The following is a 20,720-nucleotide window of genomic DNA, read 5'->3' on the forward strand; positions in this document are numbered from 1 at the left end:
GGTCAGCTCCCCTGGAGGTGTGCGCCGATGATGCGGGCGTAGGCCGCCTCGCCCTGCCGGTTGGGGTGCAGCGGGGCGGCAGCCGCGGTCGGCACGTACCCCTCGACCCACTTGTCGGAGGGGGCCTGGCAGGCGTCGTGGCCCTTGCTGGGGGCGGCGACGTCGACGTACTCGGCGCCGTGGGCGGCGCTCTGCTCGGCGATCACCGTGTTCATCCGGTCGACGCTGCCCTGGAGGAAGTCGGCGTCCACCGGGAGCACGGGCTGCAGCGGCCAGCAGCCGCCCGGCTTGATGTAGAGCCCGTAGCCCGTGACGATCACGCGGGCCTGCGGCGAACGCTGGTGGATCCCGTCCAGTACGGCGGCCAGCCGGGGCGCGAACTCCGCGATGCGCTGTGCCACCTGGTCCACCCCGCCCTCGGTGAGCTTGTCCTTGCACGGGGTGGCGGTCGGGTCGAGCGTCATGCAGTCCTGTGCGATGCCGACCAGACCGGCGTCGTTCCCCCCGATCGTCAGGGTCACCAGGTCGGTGTCCGCGCGCAGGGCTTCGAACTGGGGCGGCGCCGATCCCATCGGGATGTCGAGCAGCGAGAGCGACTGCTTCTCCGTCATGTGCTTGGACTTGGCCCCGCTGCAGGTGACGTCGTGCAGCGAGGCGCCGATGCTCGCGGCCAGCTCGTGTGCGTAGTTGTGCGTGGAACGGCCGCAGGCCACCGGGCCCGTGATGTCCGGGATGAGGGGCCCGGAGGCCATCGAGTCGCCGAGCGCGACGTACGACGTGGTGTCGTCACCCGCCGCCGAGGCGCCGGAAGCGCCCGTTCCGATGGCCAGTCCGGCCAGTGCGAACGCAGTCACGGATGCTCTGACGGTCCGACAGAATGCTTTGTTGCGGGGCGAGTTCACGGCGACCTCCGATGGTGGGGCGAGGTGGGGGCATGGCGGGTGTCGCCGGTCATCATGCAGACTCGAACGCCGTCGTTTAACTGGTGGGTAACGCAGACTTCCGCGGGGGCTTTTGTGACGCATGACAAAGGGCGTGTTGCTGTGACGGGCGGAAGCGTGGACCGGCGAGCCGATACGCGGCGGCCGCTGTGCATCGGCGGCCGTCCGGTGGCGGCCCAGTTGCGGGCCCGTGCCCCCGCCCTGACCGCCCGCGTCGTCGCCCGGCTGCTCAGCGATCTGCCGGTCTACGCGGAACTGCCGCACGAGGAGATCGCGGGCGACATCGCGGACATCGTGCAGCACAATCTGCGGCTCTTCGCCGACGTCGTCGAACACCGCAGACCCGCCACCGACGCCGAACTGGCCCAGCAGCGGGACTCGGCTGCCCAGCGGGCCGAGGAGGGCGTGCCGTTGGACGCCATCCTCACCGCGTACCAGGTGGGCATCGGGATGTGCTGGGAGGAGACCGCCCGGGACGCCGTACCCGGAGACCTGCCTGCCGTGCTGGAGATCATGAACCACATCATGGTTCTCCAGCAGCAGCTGACCTCCGCGGTGAGCGGGGCCTATCTGGAGGCCCGGCAGATCCTGGACAGTCAGGAACACGGCGGCCGGCACGCCCTGATGGCTGCCCTGCTGACGGGCGAGGACCTGGACCGCTTCACCCGGCGTACCGGGCTGCGCCCGGCCGCCCGGTACCTGACGATGACCCTCGCACTCGGCCGGCACGACGACGAGGTGGGCCAGGCGCCGGGCCCCGGTACAAGGGTGGCGGCCCGCCGCAAGATCCGCCGGATCCGCACGGCCCTGGACCGGTTCGCCGGTACGCCCGCGCTGACCGCCCTCGACGAGACCGGCGGCACGGTCCTGCTGCCCGTCGCCGAGCCGCCGCCGTGGAGCGGGCCGGGCGGTCTGTGCGACCTCATCGCCGAAGCCACCCGGGCCGCGGGTGTCCCGGTCGTCGCGGCCGCGGAGACCACGGAACCGGCGGCGGTGCCGGCCGCCGTGGCCCGCAACGCCGAGATCGTCGACCTCGTCGCCCGCACCGGACGGCCCGCCGGCCTGTACCGGCTGTCCGACGTCCTGCTGGAGTACCAGCTGAGCAGACCGAGCGCGGCCCTGAACGGGCTGGCGCGGCTGCTCCAGCCACTGGAGGCGAAACCGGAACTGCTGCACACGCTGGAGACCTACCTCGCCCACGGCCTGGACCGCAGGGCGGCGGCGGCAGCGCTGCATGTACACCCGAACACCGTCGACTACCGCATCCGCCGCATCGGCCGTCTGACCGGCCTTTCACCGGCCCGCCCCACGGACCTGCAGCACCTCAACGCGGCCCTGGTGGCGCGCCGTTCGGTGTGAGCCAGGGAACGGCGGGTGCGGACCGTTCGTTCGCCGGGTATGAGTGGACGAGTGGTACGTGAGGGATATTCCGGGACGGGTCCCGGCGCGATCACCCCGGACGGGTGCGCGGTCGAGCTGTACACCCGCCTCGCCGTCGGTGACGAACCGGACGTCATCGCCGCGTCCGTACCCGCCGGATCGGGCATTCTCGAACTGGGCTGCGGAGCGGGCCGGGTGACGCACCCGCTGGTCGACCGCGGCTTCGACGTCACGGCGGTGGACGAGTCGGCGCAGATGCTGGAAAAGGTGCGCGGCGCACGGACGGTGCAGAGCCCCATCGAGTCCCTGGACCTCGGTGACGAGACCTTCGACGTGGTCATGCTCGCGTCCTTCCTGGTGCATGCGGGCGACCACCGGGTGCGGGACGGGCTGTTGCGGACCTGCCGGAGATACGTGCGCGACGGCGGAGTGGTGCTCATCCAGCGCGAGGGAGAGGGCTACCACACGGAACTGCCGCGCGAGCGCGTCCATCCGGCCGGGTACACGACCCGGATCGTCTCCTCGGAACCGGTCGGGGACGGGGTGCATTCGGTGCGCGCCGAGTACGACTTCGACGACGCGCGGTGGTCGCAGACGTTCCTCGCGCGGCCGCTGTCGAAGGAGCAGTTCGAGGGCCATCTGGAGGCGGCAGGGCTGCGGGTGGACCGCTATCTCACGGACGATGGCGTCTGGGTGCGGGCCGTGGCCGGGTAACCGGGAGGCGGGGCGGATCAGCGGGCGGCGGAGCGAGTCAGCGGCGGCGGGGTGAATCAGCGGGCGGCGGAGCGATGAGTTGTCGTCCGGGAGCCGGTCTGACCTTGTGTGAGCGACACCGCGCACCGCTTCCCCGAGGAGACCGCCATGTCCGATGTCACGACGTCCGCAGCCACGCCCGCCGCCTCCGCCCCTGCTTCCCCTGCTTCCCCTGCTGCCGCCGCAGGCGCCGCTTCCCGCCCTGCCGCTGCCACTGCCGCCGCCGGCACCCGTGGCCGGGGCGCCGTCGCGCTGAGTGCGGCGCGGTACGTCCTCGCCCTCTTCCTGGGCTTCAGCGGGATCGCCAAACTGATCGCCCATGAGTCCGCCGTCGAGTCCTTCGGCCGGATGGGCTGGAGCCACGGTGCGATGTACGCCATCGGCGGGCTGGAGACGGCCGGGGCGATCGCGCTGCTGGTCCCGGTCCTCGCCGGGGTGGCGGCCATCGCCTTCTGCGGACTGCTGGCAGGGGCGTCGATCGTCCAGCTGGCACTGCTCGACCCGCCGAACGCGGTCATGCCCGCGGTGCTCATCGTGGTGATGGTCCTGATCGCCCGGGACCGCCGGGCCGGAACGGCCGCACTGATCGCTCACGTCCGCCGCGGCGCCTGAGGCGGGTGCGGGCACCCGGTGGCGCCGGGCTCCCGCGGCGGCCGGGCCCGGGGGACCTCAGGGGCCGGCGGGCCTGAGGGCCCGGCGGACCTGAGGGCCCGGCGGGGCGGGTCAGTGGACGGTGCTGAAGCTGCGCCAGGGCAGCGCGCTGGCCGCGTTGACGTCGGAGAGCGTGGTCGCGAGATACGTCGTTCCCGGGCCGGTGCAGTCCCTCGTGCGGTACAGGATGATGTCGATCAGGGTGTCGTTGACGACTTCGTTGGCGCCCGCGGGTGCGAGCCGGTGGCATCCCTTCACGGAGGGACTGTTCACCAGGACCACGGCGTCCCGTTCGGTGGTGTAGATGACCGGACCCACAGCGGTCCGGCCGAGGCCCGAACAGCCTGCGACGGTGAGGGTCAGGAGCGCGGTCCCGGCGGCGATGCCGAGACGGCGGCGTCGATGGTCGATCACGGGCATGGGCGGGTCCTCGTCTGTCTCGTCCGGCTCATCCGTACGCACTCCGTCACGCCACCCCGTACGCCACGGGGGACGTGCTGACGCTGGTCACCCTGCCCGCTCACGGCGGGCGCGGCATCCGGGATGCGGCCGGGCGGGGGACGGGAGGACGGGCCGGGGTTCGCCCGCTGTTCAAAGGGGGCATAACGTGGTAATAGCGCTGATTGTGGCGTGAGGTAGATGTTCCGGTACTTCCGGATGGCAGGGGGCCGTCATGGTCCAGGAGCTCTTGATCGCAGTGGTTGCGGCAGTATCGGCGGGTGCCGTGTACACGGCGGCGGCCGCCCGGGTCGTCAAGCAGTACGAACGGGGCGTGGTGCTCAGACTCGGCCGGCTCCGCAACGACATACGCGGGCCCGGATTCACCATGGTGCTGCCCGGCGTCGAGCGGTTGCGCAAGGTCAACATGCAGATCGTGACCATGCCCGTGCCGGCGCAGGACGGGATCACCCGGGACAACGTCACCGTGCGCGTGGACGCGGTCATCTACTTCAAGGTGGTCGACGCGGCGAGTGCGGTCGTGGAGGTGGAGGACTACCGGTTCGCCGTCTCGCAGATGGCGCAGACGTCGTTGCGTTCGATCATCGGCAAGAGCGATCTGGACGATCTGCTCTCCAACAGGGAGAAGCTCAACCAGGGCCTGGAGCTGATGATCGACAGCCCCGCGGTCGGGTGGGGTGTGCAGATCGACCGGGTCGAGATCAAGGATGTCTCGCTGCCGGAGACGATGAAACGCTCCATGGCCCGCCAGGCGGAGGCCGACCGTGAGCGGCGCGCCCGTGTCATCAACGCGGACGCGGAACTCCAGGCGTCCAAGAAGCTGGCCGAGGCGGCATCGGAGATGTCCTCCCAGCCTGCCGCGTTGCAGCTGAGGCTGCTGCAGACCGTGGTGGCGGTGGCGGCGGAGAAGAACTCCACCCTGGTGCTGCCGTTCCCGGTGGAGCTGCTCCGTTTCCTGGAACGGGCCCAGCAGCCGGCGCAGCAACAGCAGCAGATCGCGCAGCAGCAGCAACAACAGCAACAGCCCGCTCAGAAGCAGCCCGCTCAGCAGCATTCGGCCCAGCAGCTTGTTCAGCAGCAGCAACAGGCCGACCCCGACCAGCCGGTGCCGCAGTCCGTGGACCGTGCACCGGACCAGCACCCCGGCGACCGTGGACCGGAGGCGTCGAGCGGGCCGGCGGAGCCCGCCCCGCCCGCCCCCTCCGAGCCGCCGGCCCCGGGCCCCGGGCGCCTGCGCCCCGCCGCGCCGACGAAGTCGGCCCCGGCTTCCGGGAGGCCCCGTCCCACCGGCTCGAAGCCGCTCGCCAGGCACTGACCCCGTCACGCGCCAGGCACTGACCCGGCCGCTCGCCAGGCACCGACCCTCCCGCCTGCCAGGCGGAGCCGGTCGCTTGCCGGACAGCGACCCGACCGCCTGCTGGGGCGCAGCCCGGGTCACGCGACGGGCGCAGGCCCGGTCACGTGCCGGGAACCGACTCGGCGGCCACGCGATGGGCGCCCACTCGGCGGCCACGCGCCGGGCGCGGACCCGGTCACTCGCCGGGCACCGCTCCACCGCTCGCCATGGGCCGGCCCGACCGCCTGCCGGCCATTGCCCCGGTCACGATTCTCCGGTCGCTGCCCGACCCCGTACGAGCTGCGGGCACGGCGGCGGCCGGTCCGCTGTCAGTGCCCCCGCCTAGACTCGCGAGTCAGAGGGTTTCCGTCCTGCCGGGCTGACCAGGCAGGAAGACCGGGGACGTGAGAACACAAGGGCCCATGAGCGGGCCCGGACGGGAAGGGGAGGAGCCGGTGGCCATCGCACCGCCGCCGCAGGACGCGGCCGTCGGCCGCCTGCTGCGCTGTGCCGCGGTCTTCCTGCCCGCCGCGCTCCCGCGAGAGGGGCGTATCGCGTTCTGGGACCCGGAAGGGCACCCGCTGCCCGAGCCGGGCGACCTGTGGGGGCCCGGCGCCGCGGGCCCGGCAGGCACCGCCGGACCCGCCGAGGCGGACGGCTCGGGCGTGCGGACCTCCGAGATCACGGTCGTCCGGCACCACGGCGAGCAGGGGGACGTCCGCCGGAGCACCGTGCCGGCCCTGCTGCTCCCGGTGGCCGAGGCCGTGCCCCTGCTGGCCCGTGCCCGCCACCAGCGGTCCGCCCACCCCGCCACCCGTTGCTGGGGTGCCGCCACCCTGCACGCGCTGCACCTGGTGTCCCGCGGCCGGATGCTTCCCGGGTTGACGGCCGACGACCACGACGCCTGGCGGGCCGGACCGCGTGACGCCGCGGACATCGCCCACCTGCGTGCCGTCGCCGCGGCCATGCCCGCCGAGGGCTACGCGATCCCCTTCCCGGACCGCACGCCCCTCCAGGTCCCCGACCCCGAGCCGCTCATCGGCTCCTTCCTCGACGCCGTGGCCGACACCCTGCCCCGGACCCCCGCGGCCGCCTTCGCCATGGGGGCGCCGTTCGCGGCCCGGGAGGCCAGGCACCTGCCCGGCGCCCGGGAGTGGGCGGTGGAGGTCGCGGCCGGACTGGACGCGGGCGTAAGGGTGTCGCTTCGCCTGGACCTGTCCGCGTACGAGCTCTTCGACACGACCGGCGCCGATGACAGGGCCGGTACGGCCGACGACGCGACCGGCGGCCGCACTCCGGCCGCCGCGCGGCATGCCGGCGCCGCCATCACCCAGGTGCACAGCCTCGCCGACCCCACCTACGTCGTCGACGCGGCCGCCCTGTGGAACGGCACGGCGGGCGAGCCCTTCGGCCCGCGCTCCCGGATCGACGCCGTGCTCGCCCTGCGCCGCGCCGCCCGCGTATGGGCCCCGCTGGAACGGCTGCTGGACCAGCCCGTCCCCGACGTACTGGCCCTCACCGAGGACGAGTTGCAGGAGCTGCTGGGCGCCGGCGGGGCACGGCTGTCGGCCGCCGGGGTGAGCGTCCACTGGCCCCGGGAGCTCGCCCGCTCCCTCACCGCCGAGGCGGTCGTACGGCCGGCCCCCGGCTCAGCCACCGACGGCACCTCCTTCTTCGACGCCGAACAGCTCTTCGCGTTCAACTGGCAGCTCTCGCTGGGCGATCAGAAGCTGACCGAGGCAGAAATGGACGTGCTCGCCGAAGCGCACCGGCCCGTGGTGCGGCTGCGCGACCAATGGGTCGTCGTCGACCCCGCTCTCGTACGCAAGGCGCGCAAACGGGAGCTGGGGCTGCTCGACCCGGTGGACGCGCTGGCCGTCGCCCTGACCGGCAGCGCCGAGGTGGACGGCGAGCAGGTCGAGGCCGTGCCGGTCGGCGCGCTGGCAGCGCTGCGCGCCCGCATCGTCGAGGACGACACCCTCATCGCGCCGCCACCCGGCCTCGACGCCACCCTCCGCGACTACCAGCTGCGCGGCCTGGCCTGGCTGGACCGGATGACGTCGCTGGGTCTCGGCGGCTGCCTCGCCGACGACATGGGCCTGGGCAAGACGATCACCCTCATCGCACTCCACCTGCACCGCGCCCACCCCGCGCCCACCCTGGTGATCTGCCCCGCCTCGCTGCTGGGCAACTGGCACCGGGAGATCAACCGCTTCGCGCCCGGCGTCCCCGTCCGGCGGTTCCACGGCGCCGACCGCACCCTCGCCGAGCCCGACGGCGGATTCGTCCTCACCACCTACGGCACGATGCGCTCCAGCGCGGCCGAACTGGCCGCCCACAGCTGGGGACTGGTCGTAGCTGACGAGGCACAGCACGTGAAGAACCCGCACTCCTCCACGGCGAAGGCGCTGCGCACCATCCCGTCGCCGGCCCGGGTCGCCCTGACCGGCACCCCCGTCGAGAACAACCTCTCCGAGCTCTGGGCGCTGCTCGACTGGACCACCCCCGGGCTGCTCGGCCCCCTCAAGGCGTTCCGGGCCCGCCACGCCCGCATCGTGGAGAACACCGGCACCGCTGCCGGGATCGCCAACGACGAGGCGGTGGAGAGGCTCTCCCGGCTGGTCCGGCCCTTCCTGCTGCGCCGCAAGAAGTCGGACCCCGGCATCGCACCCGAGCTGCCGCCCAAGACGGAGACCGACCACCCCGTCTTCCTCACCCGCGAACAGGCCACGCTCTACGAGGCCACGGTGCGCGAGACCATGGCGTACATCGAGGCCTCGGAGGGCATCGCCCGGCGCGGCCTGATCATGAAGCTGCTGGCCTCCCTCAAGCAGATCTGCAACCACCCCGCGCAGTACCTGAAGGAGGAGCCGACCCGCCTCGCCGGCCGTTCCGGGAAGCTCGCCCTGCTCGACGAACTCCTCGACACGATCCTCGCCGAGGACGGCTCGGTGCTCATCTTCACCCAGTACGTGACGATGGCCAGGCTGCTCTCCGCGCATCTCACCTCGCGCGCGATCCCCTCGCAGCTCCTGCACGGCGGTACGCCGGTGCCCGAGCGGGAACGGATGGTGGACCGCTTCCAGTCCGGCGAGGTGCCGGTCTTCCTGCTCTCCCTCAAGGCCGCAGGCACCGGACTGAACCTCACCCGGGCCGCCCATGTCATCCACTACGACCGCTGGTGGAACCCGGCCGTCGAGGAGCAGGCCACGGACCGCGCCTACCGCATCGGGCAGACCCAGCCGGTCCAGGTGCACCGGCTGATCGCGGAGGGCACCGTCGAGGACCGGATCGGCGAGATGCTGCTGGCCAAGCGGGCGCTGGCCGACGCAGTGCTCGGCACCGGGGAGACCGCGTTGACCGAGCTCAGCGACCGCGACCTGGCCGACCTCGTCTCGCTCCGGAGGCCGTCATGAGCCCCCGTCCCGGCTCCGGGGCGTCGGCCGCCCGCCGCCCCGATCCGCGGCCCGCCGCCCGGTCCCGCCCGGGCCCCGACGACCTGCGGCGGACCTTCGAGGCCGTGCCGGCGCGCACGTCCGGCGACGACGAGCCGTTCGCGGACAGCTGGTGGGGCCGGGCCTGGGTGACGGCGCTGGAGGACCTCTCGATGGACGCGCCGCGGCTCGCCCGCGGACGCGCGTACGCGGACAGCGGGAACGTCGCCGCGGTCACCGTCACCCCGGGACGCGTCGTCGCCTATGTGCACGGCAGCCGCCCCCGCCCCTACCGCGCGGAGCTCCGGCTGCGCACACTCACCGACGCCGACTGGGACACCTTCCTCGACGCGGTCGCCGCCCGCCCCGGCCATCTCGCCACCCTGCTCGCCAAGGAGATGCCGCACTCCCTCGCCGACACGGCCGCCGCCGCCGGCGTCACCCTGCTCCCCGCGGCGAACGACCTCGACCCCGGCTGTTCCTGCCCCGACCACGGCTGGCCGTGCAAGCACGTGGCCGCGCTCTGCTACCAGATGGGCCGCCTCCTGGACACCGACCCGTTCGTCCTCCTGCTGCTCCGCGGCCGGGGCGAGCGCGAACTCCTGGAGGACCTGGGCCGCCGCAACGCCGCACACTCCGCGCGGGAGCGGCCCGCGGCGCCCGCCGCACCGTCCGTACCGGCGCGCGAGGCGTTCGCCGACCGCTTCCTGCCGCCACTGCCCGCCCCCTTCCCGGTGGAACGGCAACCGGGCCAGCCGCCCTCGTACCCGGAGTTCCCCGGCGCCAGGGACCCGCTCGCCCTCGACCAGCTCGCCACCGACGCGGCCGCCCGCGCCCACGCGCTGCTGGCCACCGGCAACGACCCGCTGGCCGGGCTCACCGCCTGGCAGGACGCGGTCCGGCTGGCCGCGGCCCGCCCCACGGCCGGACTCACCGCCACCACCCGCGCCCTCTACCGCGAACTGGCATCCGCGACCGGCCGCAACACCACCGATCTGGCCCGGGCGGTGGCCGCCTGGCGCCAGGGCGGACCCGAGGGGCTCGCCGTCCTGGAGACACCGTGGGACCCGCCGGCCGGCCCGTTCGACCGTGCCCGCCCGGCCCTCGCGGCGGCCGGCTTCCCGCGCTTCCAGCCGTGGCGCAACCACCTCACCCACCCCGGCGGCACGCTCCAGCTCCGCTTCGGCCACGACGGCCGGTGGTACGGCTACGAGTCCGACCCCGGCGAGGACGAGTGGTGGCCCAGGGCCGCCCCGGACTCGGACCCGGTGGGCGCGCTCCTGGAGCTCAGCGGCGGCTGACCCGGCCGGCGGGTCAGTTGTTCAGGAAGATCAGCAGACCGATCAACAGCACGGCGACGACAGGCAGCATGATGAGCCGCGCTTTGCGGAACGACTCGTTGTCCTCCTGTACCAGCCCCCGGCCGGCGCCGTGGACGGACTCCAGGTGCTCGCCGGCCATGTCGATGATCCGCCGCGTCGTCAGGAGCGACGGCGACCAGTCGCAGTGCGTGCAGACGAGGAAGTCGCGGTACGGGTCGTACCGGAAGTCCCGCTCCAGGTTGACCGTGAAGACCTGCCCCTGCTCGGTCGTCGCGGTGAAGTGACGTACGGGCGTGCCCATCTGGCGTGCTCCCTGCTGGTCGACGTCCGGTGCCCCGGCACCCGGCCGCGGAACAGTACCCGACGGCTCAGGGTCTGCGTAGGGCGGGCATCACCGCGTCGGGCGGGCAGCACGGCTTCCGCCGTCCGGGATCAGAAATCCGCCGTCGTGCGCTCCTCCAGTCGAGCCACCGAGTCCTGGGCGTACGCCTTCTCGTACGCGTTGCGGATCCGCTCGATCTGCGGGTCGCGCACGCGGGCCTCGGACGCCGGGTAGAGCAGGGTCAGTTCGTAGCTGCGCTCCCGCTCGATGACCCCGTTGGAGTCCCGCCACTGGCCTCGGCCGTCCTGGATGGTCAGCCCGTTCGGGAAGCGCGGAGTGACTTCCGCGTCGACGAAGTCCAGGAACTGCCGGTCGGTCACATCCTGGCCGCCGTCGGGGCGTTCGGTGCCGAAGAACAGCCGCGTCTCGACGTAGTCCTTGCCGCGCACCGCTGCCGCCGTGGCCGGCCTGGGGTCCGAGGGGGAGCTTGCGCCCAGCGTGGCGTACGCGACCGGTGTGCCCACGGCCAGGACCGCGAGGCCGGCCGTGGCCGCTGCGAGTGCGGCCCGGCGCCGCGGCCGGTTCCGGGAGCCCGGGGAGACATCGGGGGAGCCCGGGACGGCCGGGTTCATCGCGCCGGTGAAGCGGGGAAGGCGAGACATGGGGAAGGCCCTTCGTTCCAGGTGCGGGAGAGGCGCGGGACGCCTGGGGCCCACTGTGGCAAGCCGCTCCCGCCGGTCGGCGGCGGGACATGGGCGTCGTACGGAAACCACCCGAACGCGCGGGCGCAGCAGACCCACCGGGTGCACCGCAGTGCGGCAAAAACCGCTGGTGCGGCCCGTGTTGCTGTTGCTAGGTTCCTGCACGTGGCGAAACTCAATCAGATCATCGCAGTGGAGAAGGGCGTCAAGTCCAAGGCTCACCAGGACCTGACGGCGGCGCATCACGGCCTCCAGAAGGCCGGTCTGCTGGCCGGGATCTCCCGGACCTACCAGCCGAAGGACGAGGAGGGCGAGCAGTTGCCGCCCGAGTCGACCCTGGTGCAGGTCAAGGCCGAGGACGTGCTGCGGGAGACCGCCGCGACCCTCACCCGGCTCTTCGACGTGACCGCCACGAAGGACTGGGCGAACTGCGGGGCCCGCGCCGACGTCTCGGTCGACGGACGCGTCCTCGTGAGCGGCGTGCCGGTGTCGTATCTCCTCTTCCTGGAGAAGCAGCTCACGGACATCAACACCTTCGTCCGCAAGCTCCCGGTGCTCGACGCCTCCGAGGCGTGGGCACAGGACCCGTCGACGGACTCCTGGAAGACCGAGCCGGTGCGGACCCTGCGGACGAAGAAGGTACCCCGCAACCACGTGAAGGCGGAGGCCACCGAGAAGCACCCGGCGCAGGTCGAGGTGTACTACGAGGACATCCCGATCGGCTACTGGACGACCGTGAAGTTCTCCGGGGCGCTGCCCGCGCGGCGGATCAACGAACTGCTCGACCGGGTGGAGAAGCTCCAGCAGGCCGTCAAGTTCGCCCGCGAGGAGGCCAACGGCGTGGACGTCACGGACCAGCGGGTGGGTGATGCGGTCTTCGGTTACCTCTTCGGATGAGGTGACCGACCATGGAATCCCCGGCGGCGGTCGACGCGGCCGGGGTGCGCGAGGAGCGCAAAGCTGACACTGAAGTTTGTCGTGACGACGCGGTTCAGGTGGAGGTTCGAGTCCTCCCCCCGGCACTTCCGTACCTCCCGTACGGATGCGGGCCGGGGTGGCCCAACTGGCAGAGGCAGGCCGCGATCAATCTCAGACTATTGCTCCAGACTCAGCATGCGCCGCCTATCGCCGAATCGACCGGGCCCGTGCCCGTGCGCGTCGAGATGCCGGTTCGACTCCGGCCCGCGGAGCTTCGGTCCGCGGTCGTCTAAAGGCAGGACGCGGCGACATCAGACTGACACGGGACCCTTAAAAGTGTCGGCGTGCCGTACAGGCGGCAATCACAGGGCCCGGGGGCCGGCTACGCCCTCGGGTCCGCTCCCGTTCCGGGCCCCGCACGTCATCCCGTCGCGCGCAGCGACATCCCGCGCCCGGCGAAGAAGCGCTCGAAGTCGGCCGGCTGCAGCTCCGCGGTCCGGGTCTCGGCGGTCGTGCCGGACGGGTTGTGGAAGTGCACGCCCGTCCCGTCGGCCGTGCGGGACGTCAGGAGCACCAGGTGGCCACCGCGCCCCGGCGCGGGCCGCCCCGGATGGCGGATCGCGTAGTGCACCGACGCCATGACGGACCGGCCCTCGTCCAGCAGGTCCAGGATCTCCGCCGTTGCGAGCCGGCGGTGGACCGTCGCTTCCAGGCCGTGCTTCTCGCGTACGTACGTGGCGAACGGGGCGTAGACCAGTCCCCGGATCCCGCCGTCGCCGTCCTCGGTGTACGCGCCGTACTCCAGCGCTCCGTCCCGCAGCGCGAACAGCGACGGGGCGTCGGTGCCCAGCGCCATGCGCAGACAGGTCACGCCGCACAGATGGCCTGCCCAGCGCGCGTACTCCGCGGGCGACTTCGCGCCCGAGTCCGCCCAGGCGGGGTCGGAGGCCGGGTCCAGACCGCCCTCGACGATCGGCCCGACGAGGTCGAACGAGACGAACTGGGTGTGCACGGGGACCCGGCAGGTGGGGCAGCTCACGATCGGGCTCCGTTCATCTCCGGCGTCCGGTCACTGCCGGTATCCGGTCAGGAAGCGGCCGATGCGGCTGATCGCCGCGTCAAGATCGTCAGCGTACGGGAGGGTCAGGATCCGGAAGTGGTCGGGCCGCGGCCAGTTGAAACCGGTTCCCTGCACGACCTGGATCTTCTCCCGCAGAAGCAGGTCCAGGACGAACTTCTCGTCGTCGACGATCGGGTGCACCTTCGGATCGATGCGCGGGAAGGCGTACAGGGCGCCCTTCGGCTTCACGCAGGACACGCCGGGGATCTCGTTCAGCTTCTCCCAGGCGCGGTTGCGCTGCTCGTACAGCCTGCCCCCGGGCACCACGAGCTCCCGGATCGACTGGCGGCCACCGAGGGCGGCCTGGATCGCGTACTGCGCCGGGGCATTGGGGCACAGCCGCATGGAGGCGAGCATGGTCAGCCCCTCCAGGTAGCTGCGGGCGTGCTGCCTGGGACCCGACACCACCATCCAGCCCGAGCGGAACCCGGCCACGCGGTACGTCTTCGAGAGCCCGCTGAAGGTGAGGCAGACCAGGTCGGGGGCGAGGACCGCCACGCTGTGGTGCTCGGCGTCGTCGTACAGGATCTGGTCGTAGATCTCGTCGGCGAACACCATCAGGCCGTGCCTGCGGGCCAGGCCGAGGATGCCTTCGAGGACCTCGCGCGGGTAGACGGCGCCCGTCGGATTGTTCGGGTTGATGATCACGACGGCCCGGGTGCGGTCGGTGATCTTCGAGGCCATGTCCGTGAGGTCCGGGTTCCAGTCCGAGGCCTCGTCGCACACGTAGTGCACGGCCTTCCCGCCGGCCAGCGTCGTCACCGCGGTCCACAGCGGGTAGTCGGGGGACGGGATGAGCACCTCGTCGCCGTCCTCCAGCAGCCCCTGCACCGCCATCGAGATCAGCTCGGAGACACCGTTGCCGAGGAAGATGTCGTCGACGCCGACCTCCGTCAGCCCCATCGCCTGGTAGCGCTGCGCGACGGCACGGCGGGCGGACAGGATGCCGCGCGAATCCGTGTAGCCGTGGGCCTGCGGGAGCATCCGGATCATGTCCTGGACGATCTCCTCCGGCGCCTCGAACCCGAAGAGCGCCGGGTTTCCCGTGTTGAGGCGGAGCACGCTGTGCCCGGCCTCCTCAAGGGCGTTGGCGTGCTCGATGACGGGGCCCCGGATCTCGTAACAGACCTCGTTGAGCTTGCTGGACTGGCGGAATTCCATGCGGTGCTGCCTCCCCGACCCGATTGCGATACTTGGTTTTACCAAGCTTGGGCTTGGAAAGTCCAACAACATGTCTAGACTGCGTCGCATGCCACGTCAGCAACAGCCCGCAACCCGCCCGGTCCGCCGTCGGAGTTACGACCAGTTCTGTGCCAGCGCCCGGGCTCTGGACGCCGTCGGTGACCGGTGGAGTCTGCTGATCGTCCGTGAACTGCTGGCCGGCCCCCGCCGCTACACCGATCTGCATGCCGACCTGCCCGGAGTCAGTACGGACGTCCTGGCATCGCGGCTGAAGGACATGGAGCAGGGCGGGCTTGTCACCCGTCGCAAGCTGCCCCCGCCCGCAGCCGCGTCGGTGTACGAACTCACCGAGCGCGGACAGGGACTGCTGCCCGTCCTCGCTGCGCTCGCCGAGTGGGGGGCGCCCGCGCTGGTGGAGAGGCGGCCGACGGACGCGGTCCGGGCGCACTGGTTCGCCCTTCCGCTGCTGCGCGCACTGGACGGCTTCGGGGGAGCGGTCGCCGGCGGGGTGGTCGATGTGAGCCTCGACGAGGGCGAGTTCCATGTCCGTACGGGTAAGCCGACGGTGGGTGAACCGGCCTACGGCGACGGGCCCGCCGGGCGTGCCGATGTGCGCATCGCCCTTGATTCCGAGCTCTGTCTCAGCCTGGGACGCGGTGAGCTGACCTTCGCCGAGGCCGTGAAGGACGGGCGGATCGAGGTGACCGGTGACGGGCCGCTGGCCGCGGAGTTGCGCGGTGCGTGACGAGCGCGTGGTGGCGTGATTCGATCGGTCAACTTCTGGGTAGCGTCGGGGCATTTGGGATGTCAGGGACACCGATGCAGAGGAGTTGCCCGTGAGAATTGGCAGACGGCGTGAGCGGCGGGAGCAGCAGGGGCCGCAGAAGCAGCAGGCGCGGCTGGGCAAGGCGCTCGTCATCGGCGGCTGCGTGGCCGCGCTCGGCTTCGTACCGGCGGCGGCCGTCGCCACCCCCGGCAGTGGCGTGAGCGCCACGGTCGTCGCGGAAGGCACCTCGGTGGGCAAGTTGAAGGTGAAGACGCCGAAGGGGCGCACCGACGTCACCTTCCGGACGATCACCGTCGAGCCCGGCGGCTCCACCGGCTGGCACACGCACCGCGGTCAGCTGATCGCCGTCGTCAAGTCCGGCACGCTGACGCGCACCCTGGACGACTGCTCGGTCGAGGTGACCCCTGCGGGCACGTCCTTCATCGAGCCGTCCGGAGCGAAGCACCGCCACATCGGGCGCAATCTGGGCACCGAGCCGGTGGTCCTCTGGGTGACCTATCTGCTGCCCGAGGGCAGTGAACTCTCCGACGACGCCGAAGCGGTGGACTGCGGCAAGAAGAAGTGAGGCGCGGCACCCGCCCTCTGGCGCCCCGGCCGGCCACCGGGCCACCGGGCGCCGACCGTCAGCGGGCGAGTGTCTCCCCGTACGCGCCGAGGCCGGCGCCGACCAGGCCGTCGCGGAAGGTCAGGACCTCGTAGACCCGGCCCCCGATCTGATTGCGGTAGTCGATCACCAGCGTGTCGACGCTCGCCCGCACGTCCATCACCTCGAACTCGAGGTCGGGGATGAGCTCCAGGCCCCGGGCCCAGTACGCGCGCAGCTCACCCTTGCCCCGGACCGTGCCGGAGGCGTCGCCGGTGAACTGCGCGATCATCGGGGAGCTGAACGTCACGTCTTCGTGATAGTGCGTCAGGATGCGTTCCAGGTCGTGGGAGTTCCAGGCGGCCTGCCACTCGGCGGCGAACGTGCGGGCGAATTCGAGATCCATGGACAGGACCGTAATAGGTGGAATCGGCGAACGCCGCAGGTTTTCGGCAACGGGGGCACTGCGCCGCGGGACACGCGAAGGCGACGGCCGGCCGTGGCGAGTGAGTGAGGGAGAGGGCTCCGCGGCGATTGGGGGCGACGACCGGCCGGGTCCCGCAGGTGCTTTCGCCGACGTGGGCGCCGCTGTGGAGGCGGTGCTGCGGGGACAGGGCGGCGCACCCGGGCGTGAGTCGGGGGAGCGGTTCGGGGTGCCGTTCCGCTCGCAGGGCCCGAGGCGCCGGACGACCGGTCGCCGCAGGTGGTGGGACGGCTGTAGCTGAGATGGTCGCGGGGGAGGCCATGATGGATGTGTGCGATTCGAAGCGATCACCTGGGAACGGCTGGCGGACGAGCTTGCCGCCCACGCCGACGTACTGAAGCCGGCCGGCGGCGGGCCCTGGCTCAGGATCGCCGTCGACGGCGCCCCGGCCGCCCCCACCGGCGAGCTGGCCGAGGCCGTCGCCCAGGGGCTGCGGCTGCGCGGCCGGGCGGTACTCCCGGTGTCCACCGCGGGGTTCCTGCGGCCGGCCAGTCTGCGGTACGAGTACGGCAGGCGGGACCCCGACTCGTACTACGGCAGCTGGTTCGACACCGGGGCCCTGTGGCGTGAGGTGTTCGGTCCGCTGGAGCCGGGCGGCAGCGGGCAGGTGCTGCCCGATCTGTGGGACCCGGCGACCGACCGGGCCACGCGGAGCCCGTACCGCCACCTGCCGGAAGGCGGAGTGCTGGTGCTGCACGGGCCGCTGCTGCTGGGGCACTGGTTCCCGTTCGACCTCAGCGTCCACCTGCGGCTGTCGGCGGGTGCGCTGGGAAGGCGTACGCCGGAGGAGGAGCAGTGGACCCTGCCGGCCTTCGCCCGGTACGAGGACGAGGTGGCGCCCGCGGCGAGCGCGGACGCGGTCGTCAGGGCCGATGACCCGCGCCATCCCGCCTGGACCGGACTGCGGCAGGACGGGTAGCCCGAGAGGAGCCCGGCCCGGTCCTCCTCGGCGGGCAGGGTGAACGGGACTGGGCAGGTCCGGAGTGCGGTCGTACCCACTCGTGGGCAGGTGGCAGCCGGTGTGGGCAGGGGTGCGCCGGCGCGGGCAGGTCCGGAGTGCGACCGGCTCACTCGGTGGGCAGAGGTGGCCGTCCGCCCACGGTCATGACGGCCTCCGCCCCCGCGCGGCACCCGGCCGCCGCAGCCGACGCGTCATCGGCGCCCGCCAGCCGGGCGGCCAGGAAGCCCCCGGTGAACGCGTCGCCGGCCCCGGTGGAATCCACGGCCGCGGGCACCGGTTCGGCCGCAATGTGGGCGGTCACTGCCCCCGCGGTGGCCAGCAGGACGCCGCCCTCGCCCAGGGTGACGGCTACCTGGCGGACCAGCAGGCTCAACTTGGCTGCCGCGTCGGCCGGTTCGGGTAGCCCGGTCAGTAGCCTGGCCTCGTCCGCGTTGGGCAGCAGGAGGTCCGCCCCCTCGGTCAGGGCCAGGAACCGGTCGACGCCCAGTTCGGCGAGGAACCCGGCCGAAGCCGGGTCGATGCTCACCGGGATGTCCCGCCGTCCCGCCTCCCGCAGGGCGAGCAGGGCGGTGGCACGGCTGGTCGCCGCGAACAGGAGGTAGCCGGACAGATGGAGGTGGGCGATGCCGTCGAGCATCGACGGCGACCAGTCGTCGGGGGAGAGCCGCAGCACCGCCCCGCTGTCGGTGAGGAAGGTGCGCTCGGCGGACGGGTCGACCAGTGCGACGACGGTGCCCGTCGGTGCCCCCTCGTCCACGGTCAGCAGCCCTCGCACCCCCGCACGCCGCAGCAGGTCCCGGTGCCAGTCCGCGGAGTCGGCGCCCACGCGGGCGACCAGCCGCACGTCCCGGCAGCCCGAACGCGCAGCCCAACAAGCCGTATTGGCCCCCGCGCCACCTGCTCGTGTCCGGATTCCGGCCGCCGTGTCCGTGCCGTGGACCAGTGCCGAACCGTGTCGTGCGACCACGTCCGTGACGACGTCCCCGACGACGAGAAGGCCGCCGGTCACCGGGCGGCCCAGGCGGTGGCGATCCTTGCGGCGAGCGCCACATTGCCACGGACGGCCGCCAGGTTGGCCTCCAGCGAAGCCCCGCCGGTACCCCGCATCAGATGGTCGAGCAGAAAGGGCGTGACGGCCTGCCCGGCGATGCCGCGCTCCCGGCACGCGTCCAACGCCTCGGCCAGCACCCGGTCGTGCAGGACGGGATCCAGCTGCTCGGCCCGCGGTACGGGGTTGGCCACGATCAGTGCCGCCGCCGGGCCACCGAGCGCGTCCTGCGCCCCCATCACCTCGGCGACCTCCTCGGGCGACCGCACGGTCCAGTCGACCGGCTCACCCGAACTGCTCAGATAGAAGCCGGGGAACCGGTCGGTGTCGTATCCGAGTACCCCGACCCCGAGAGTCTCCAGACGCTGCAGCGTGGCGGGCACGTCCAGGATCGACTTCACCCCCGCACAGACCACGGTGATGTCCGTCCGCGCCAGCAGCCGCAGGTCGGCGGACTCGTCCTGTGTCTCGGTCCATCCCCGGTGCACACCCCCGAGCCCACCGGTCGCGAACACGCGCAGGCCCGCGCGCGCGGCGAGGAACGCGGTCGCCGAGACCGTCGTCGCCCCGCTCGCACCCGTCACCAGTGCGGGCGCGAGGTCCCGGTGCCCCAGCTTGCGCATCGCCGGATCCTCGGCCACCCGCTCCAACTGGGCCTTGTCCAGGCCGACCCGGGCGCTGCCGTCCAGCACGGCGACCGTGGCGGGTACGGCACCGGCCGCTCGCACGATCCCCTCCAGCTCCTCGGCGACCCGCAGATTGCGGGGGCGGGGCAGGCCGTGGGCGATGATCGTCGACTCCAGGGCGACGACGGGCCGGTGCGCGGCGAGGGCGACTTGCACCTCCGCGGAGAGGACGGGCGCGTAGGGGGCGGCGTCGAACCGCTCAGTCAGTGACATGTCCACATCCCTGTCGCGGACGGGCCGCACTCAAACGTGTGCGGTCCGGGCGGCTGGAAGTCGCTCTGCTCCGCGTTAACGTCGGGCCATGGAGTCTTCGACCGGTCGCTCGTCGCCCACGGTTCGGCGTTTCTACGACGACCTCGCCGCGGAGTACGACCTCATCTACGCGGACTGGGACGCGAGCATCGCACGGCAGGCGGCGGCGCTCTCGGCCCTGGTCGGTGAGCCGGTCCGGGCCGGCGCCGTTCCCGGGGACGGCGGTGCGGGCACGGGCGATGCGGCCGCGCCGGGCGGTGGGACACGTTCCGGTGACGAGGCCGTCGCGTACGACGTGCTGGACTGCGCCTGTGGCATCGGGACCCAGGCGTTGGGGCTGGCCGCACTGGGGTACCGGGTCACGGGCAGCGATCTGAGCCCCGTGGCGGTGGCCCGTGCCGCGAAGGAGGCGGCCTCGCGAGGGCTGAGGCTGCGCGTCACCGCCGCCGACATGACGAAGCTGCCGTTCCGCGACGGCTCGTTCGACGTGGTCGTGTGCGCCGACAACTCCCTGCCGCATCTGCTCACTCCGCAGGCGGTGCTGGCCGCGCTCGGCGAGATGAGAAGGGTGCTGCGGCCCGGCGGGGTGCTGCTGCTGTCCACCCGGCCCTACGACCGGCTGCGCCGCGAACGGCCGCTGTCCACGCCACCACAGGTCAAGGAGGGGGCCGGCGGCCGTGTGGTCACCTTCCAGCTGTGGCACTGGAAACCGGACGGTGAGCGCTACGACCTGGAGCACTTCCAGCTGCTGCCCGACGCGCCGGCGAACGCCGCGGGGGACGGAGGGGAGGGGGAGCACTGGGGCGTGCGTACGCGGCGTACCTCCTACTGGGCGCTGTCCCAGGCGCAGATCGTCGAGTTCGCGGCACGGGCCGGGCTGAGGGAGCCTGTCTGGCACGAGCCCGACGAGTCGGACTTCTTTCAGCCCGTCCTGGTGGCGAGGCGACCGTAGGCGATGGCTAAGGTGACCGGCCATGACCACATTTGATCAAGCTCCTGCCTCCTTCGCCGTGCACATTCCCGACGCCGTGCTCGAACCGGAACCGCTCGAACCCGAGCAGATCGTCTCGGGTGAACCCGAGGTCACCGGCAAGGTGCTGTGGGAGTCGGCTGACGGCAAGCAGGTGCGCGGGATCTGGCAGATCACGCCCGGCGTGGTCACGGACACCGAGGCCGACGAACTGTTCGTGGTCATCAGCGGGCGCGCGACCGTGGAGGTCGAGGGCGGCGCCACGCTGGAGATTGGATCGGGCGACGCCTGTGTGCTGCGCGAGGGCGACCGTACGACGTGGACCGTGCACGAGACACTGCGCAAGGCGTACCACATCAGCCTCTGAGCAGCCTCGCGGTGTCTGCGAGCGGGCTGGTTCCGGCGGCCCCGGCCGCCGGAACCCGGGCTC

General features: G+C 72.3%; 21 protein-coding genes and 1 tRNA gene. 13 read left to right on the top strand and 9 right to left on the bottom strand.

Annotated features, from left to right (window positions below; translation table 11 throughout):
- Nucleotides 1-2: 2 nt before the first annotated feature.
- Nucleotides 3-902, bottom strand: coding sequence for an SGNH/GDSL hydrolase family protein (locus ABT025_RS01965; RefSeq protein ID WP_350988729.1), 900 nt, complete (start codon nucleotides 900-902; stop codon nucleotides 3-5).
- A gap of 186 nt (nucleotides 903-1,088) precedes the next feature.
- On the opposite strand from ABT025_RS01965, the gene ABT025_RS01970 reads away from it, so the two are divergent.
- The 3 genes from ABT025_RS01970 (at nucleotide 1,089) to ABT025_RS01980 (ending at nucleotide 3,686) form a co-directional block, all read left to right on the top strand.
- Nucleotides 1,089-2,300, top strand: coding sequence for a PucR family transcriptional regulator (locus tag ABT025_RS01970; RefSeq protein ID WP_350988944.1), 1,212 nt, complete (start codon nucleotides 1,089-1,091; stop codon nucleotides 2,298-2,300).
- Between the two features lie 39 nt (nucleotides 2,301-2,339).
- Nucleotides 2,340-3,035 (top strand): class I SAM-dependent methyltransferase, encoded by a 696-nt coding sequence (locus ABT025_RS01975; protein WP_350988731.1) that lies wholly within the window; start codon nucleotides 2,340-2,342, stop codon nucleotides 3,033-3,035.
- A 147-nt stretch (nucleotides 3,036-3,182) separates the two neighbouring features.
- A complete protein-coding gene (locus ABT025_RS01980; RefSeq protein WP_350988733.1) occupies nucleotides 3,183-3,686 on the top strand; it encodes a DoxX family protein in 504 nt (167 codons plus the stop codon).
- A gap of 111 nt (nucleotides 3,687-3,797) precedes the next feature.
- Here ABT025_RS01980 and ABT025_RS01985 read toward each other — a convergent pair whose 3' ends face one another.
- Nucleotides 3,798-4,145, bottom strand: coding sequence for a hypothetical protein (locus ABT025_RS01985; RefSeq protein WP_350988735.1), 348 nt, complete (start codon nucleotides 4,143-4,145; stop codon nucleotides 3,798-3,800).
- Nucleotides 4,146-4,398: 253 nt separating this feature from the next.
- Here ABT025_RS01985 and ABT025_RS01990 point away from each other — a divergent pair, with 253 nt between their 5' ends.
- The 3 genes from ABT025_RS01990 (at nucleotide 4,399) to ABT025_RS02000 (ending at nucleotide 10,255) form a co-directional block, all read left to right on the top strand.
- Nucleotides 4,399-5,499, top strand: a complete 1,101-nt coding sequence (locus ABT025_RS01990) for a slipin family protein (protein WP_350988737.1) — start codon at nucleotides 4,399-4,401, stop codon at nucleotides 5,497-5,499.
- A gap of 443 nt (nucleotides 5,500-5,942) precedes the next feature.
- Entirely contained in the window at nucleotides 5,943-8,936 is a 2,994-nt protein-coding gene (locus tag ABT025_RS01995) for an SCO1167/SCO6262 family helicase (protein ID WP_350988739.1), read from the top strand.
- Nucleotides 8,933-10,255 carry an SWIM zinc finger family protein gene (locus ABT025_RS02000; RefSeq protein ID WP_350988743.1) on the top strand — a complete coding sequence of 441 codons (1,323 nt, stop codon included), beginning with the start codon at nucleotides 8,933-8,935 and terminating at the stop codon, nucleotides 10,253-10,255. The genes ABT025_RS01995 and ABT025_RS02000 overlap by 4 nt, the downstream gene beginning before the upstream one ends.
- Before the next feature lie 13 nt (nucleotides 10,256-10,268).
- Here the strand turns inward: ABT025_RS02000 and ABT025_RS02005 are convergent, their stop codons facing one another.
- Together ABT025_RS02005 and ABT025_RS02010 are read right to left on the bottom strand one after the other, a co-directional pair.
- Entirely contained in the window at nucleotides 10,269-10,577 is a 309-nt protein-coding gene (locus tag ABT025_RS02005; protein WP_350988745.1) for a hypothetical protein, read from the bottom strand.
- Nucleotides 10,578-10,708: 131 nt separating this feature from the next.
- Nucleotides 10,709-11,260 (bottom strand): DUF3574 domain-containing protein, encoded by a 552-nt coding sequence (locus ABT025_RS02010; protein WP_502971876.1) that lies wholly within the window; start codon nucleotides 11,258-11,260, stop codon nucleotides 10,709-10,711.
- Nucleotides 11,261-11,464: 204 nt separating this feature from the next.
- Here ABT025_RS02010 and ABT025_RS02015 point away from each other — a divergent pair, with 204 nt between their 5' ends.
- Both ABT025_RS02015 and ABT025_RS02020 read left to right on the top strand, forming a co-directional pair.
- The gene (locus tag ABT025_RS02015) at nucleotides 11,465-12,196 is read left to right on the top strand and encodes a DUF7873 family protein (protein ID WP_350988747.1); all 732 of its coding nucleotides are present in this window, start codon (nucleotides 11,465-11,467) and stop codon (nucleotides 12,194-12,196) included.
- Between the two features lie 38 nt (nucleotides 12,197-12,234).
- Nucleotides 12,235-12,321, top strand: a tRNA-OTHER gene (locus tag ABT025_RS02020).
- A 317-nt stretch (nucleotides 12,322-12,638) separates the two neighbouring features.
- Here the strand turns inward: ABT025_RS02020 and ABT025_RS02025 are convergent.
- Nucleotides 12,639-13,256, bottom strand: a complete 618-nt coding sequence (locus ABT025_RS02025; RefSeq protein WP_350988752.1) for a cysteine peptidase family C39 domain-containing protein — start codon at nucleotides 13,254-13,256, stop codon at nucleotides 12,639-12,641.
- 30 nt (nucleotides 13,257-13,286) lie between these two features.
- The gene (locus ABT025_RS02030) at nucleotides 13,287-14,498 is read right to left on the bottom strand and encodes a pyridoxal phosphate-dependent aminotransferase (protein ID WP_350988754.1); all 1,212 of its coding nucleotides are present in this window, start codon (nucleotides 14,496-14,498) and stop codon (nucleotides 13,287-13,289) included.
- A gap of 88 nt (nucleotides 14,499-14,586) precedes the next feature.
- On the opposite strand from ABT025_RS02030, the gene ABT025_RS02035 reads away from it, so the two are divergent.
- Together ABT025_RS02035 and ABT025_RS02040 are read left to right on the top strand one after the other, a co-directional pair.
- Entirely contained in the window at nucleotides 14,587-15,264 is a 678-nt protein-coding gene (locus tag ABT025_RS02035) for a winged helix-turn-helix transcriptional regulator (RefSeq protein WP_350988756.1), read from the top strand.
- A gap of 85 nt (nucleotides 15,265-15,349) precedes the next feature.
- Entirely contained in the window at nucleotides 15,350-15,871 is a 522-nt protein-coding gene (locus ABT025_RS02040; protein ID WP_350988758.1) for a cupin domain-containing protein, read from the top strand.
- 58 nt (nucleotides 15,872-15,929) lie between these two features.
- Here the strand turns inward: ABT025_RS02040 and ABT025_RS02045 are convergent, their stop codons facing one another.
- Nucleotides 15,930-16,295 carry a nuclear transport factor 2 family protein gene (locus tag ABT025_RS02045; RefSeq protein ID WP_350988760.1) on the bottom strand — a complete coding sequence of 122 codons (366 nt, stop codon included), beginning with the start codon at nucleotides 16,293-16,295 and terminating at the stop codon, nucleotides 15,930-15,932.
- A gap of 349 nt (nucleotides 16,296-16,644) precedes the next feature.
- Between ABT025_RS02045 and ABT025_RS02050 the strand changes: the two genes are divergently transcribed.
- On the top strand, nucleotides 16,645-17,292 hold the full coding sequence (locus ABT025_RS02050; RefSeq protein ID WP_350988762.1) for a nucleoside/nucleotide kinase family protein: 648 nt from the start codon (nucleotides 16,645-16,647) through the stop codon (nucleotides 17,290-17,292).
- Between the two features lie 148 nt (nucleotides 17,293-17,440).
- Here ABT025_RS02050 and ABT025_RS02055 read toward each other — a convergent pair whose 3' ends face one another.
- Complete coding sequence (locus ABT025_RS02055) at nucleotides 17,441-18,343, bottom strand: carbohydrate kinase family protein (RefSeq protein WP_350988764.1); 903 nt, start codon at nucleotides 18,341-18,343, stop codon at nucleotides 17,441-17,443.
- The gene (locus ABT025_RS02060) at nucleotides 18,340-19,281 is read right to left on the bottom strand and encodes a pseudouridine-5'-phosphate glycosidase (protein WP_350988766.1); all 942 of its coding nucleotides are present in this window, start codon (nucleotides 19,279-19,281) and stop codon (nucleotides 18,340-18,342) included. Before ABT025_RS02060 ends, ABT025_RS02055 begins: the two co-directional genes overlap by 4 nt.
- An 88-nt stretch (nucleotides 19,282-19,369) precedes the next feature.
- On the opposite strand from ABT025_RS02060, the gene ABT025_RS02065 reads away from it, so the two are divergent.
- Both ABT025_RS02065 and ABT025_RS02070 read left to right on the top strand, forming a co-directional pair.
- A complete protein-coding gene (locus ABT025_RS02065) occupies nucleotides 19,370-20,272 on the top strand; it encodes a class I SAM-dependent methyltransferase (protein ID WP_350988768.1) in 903 nt (300 codons plus the stop codon).
- 22 nt (nucleotides 20,273-20,294) lie between these two features.
- A complete protein-coding gene (locus ABT025_RS02070) occupies nucleotides 20,295-20,657 on the top strand; it encodes a cupin domain-containing protein (protein WP_350988770.1) in 363 nt (120 codons plus the stop codon).
- Nucleotides 20,658-20,720 lie beyond the last annotated feature (63 nt).

The organism is Streptomyces sp. NPDC002809 (assembly GCF_040295435.1).
Taxonomy (GTDB): Bacteria; Actinomycetota; Actinomycetes; order Streptomycetales; family Streptomycetaceae; genus Streptomyces.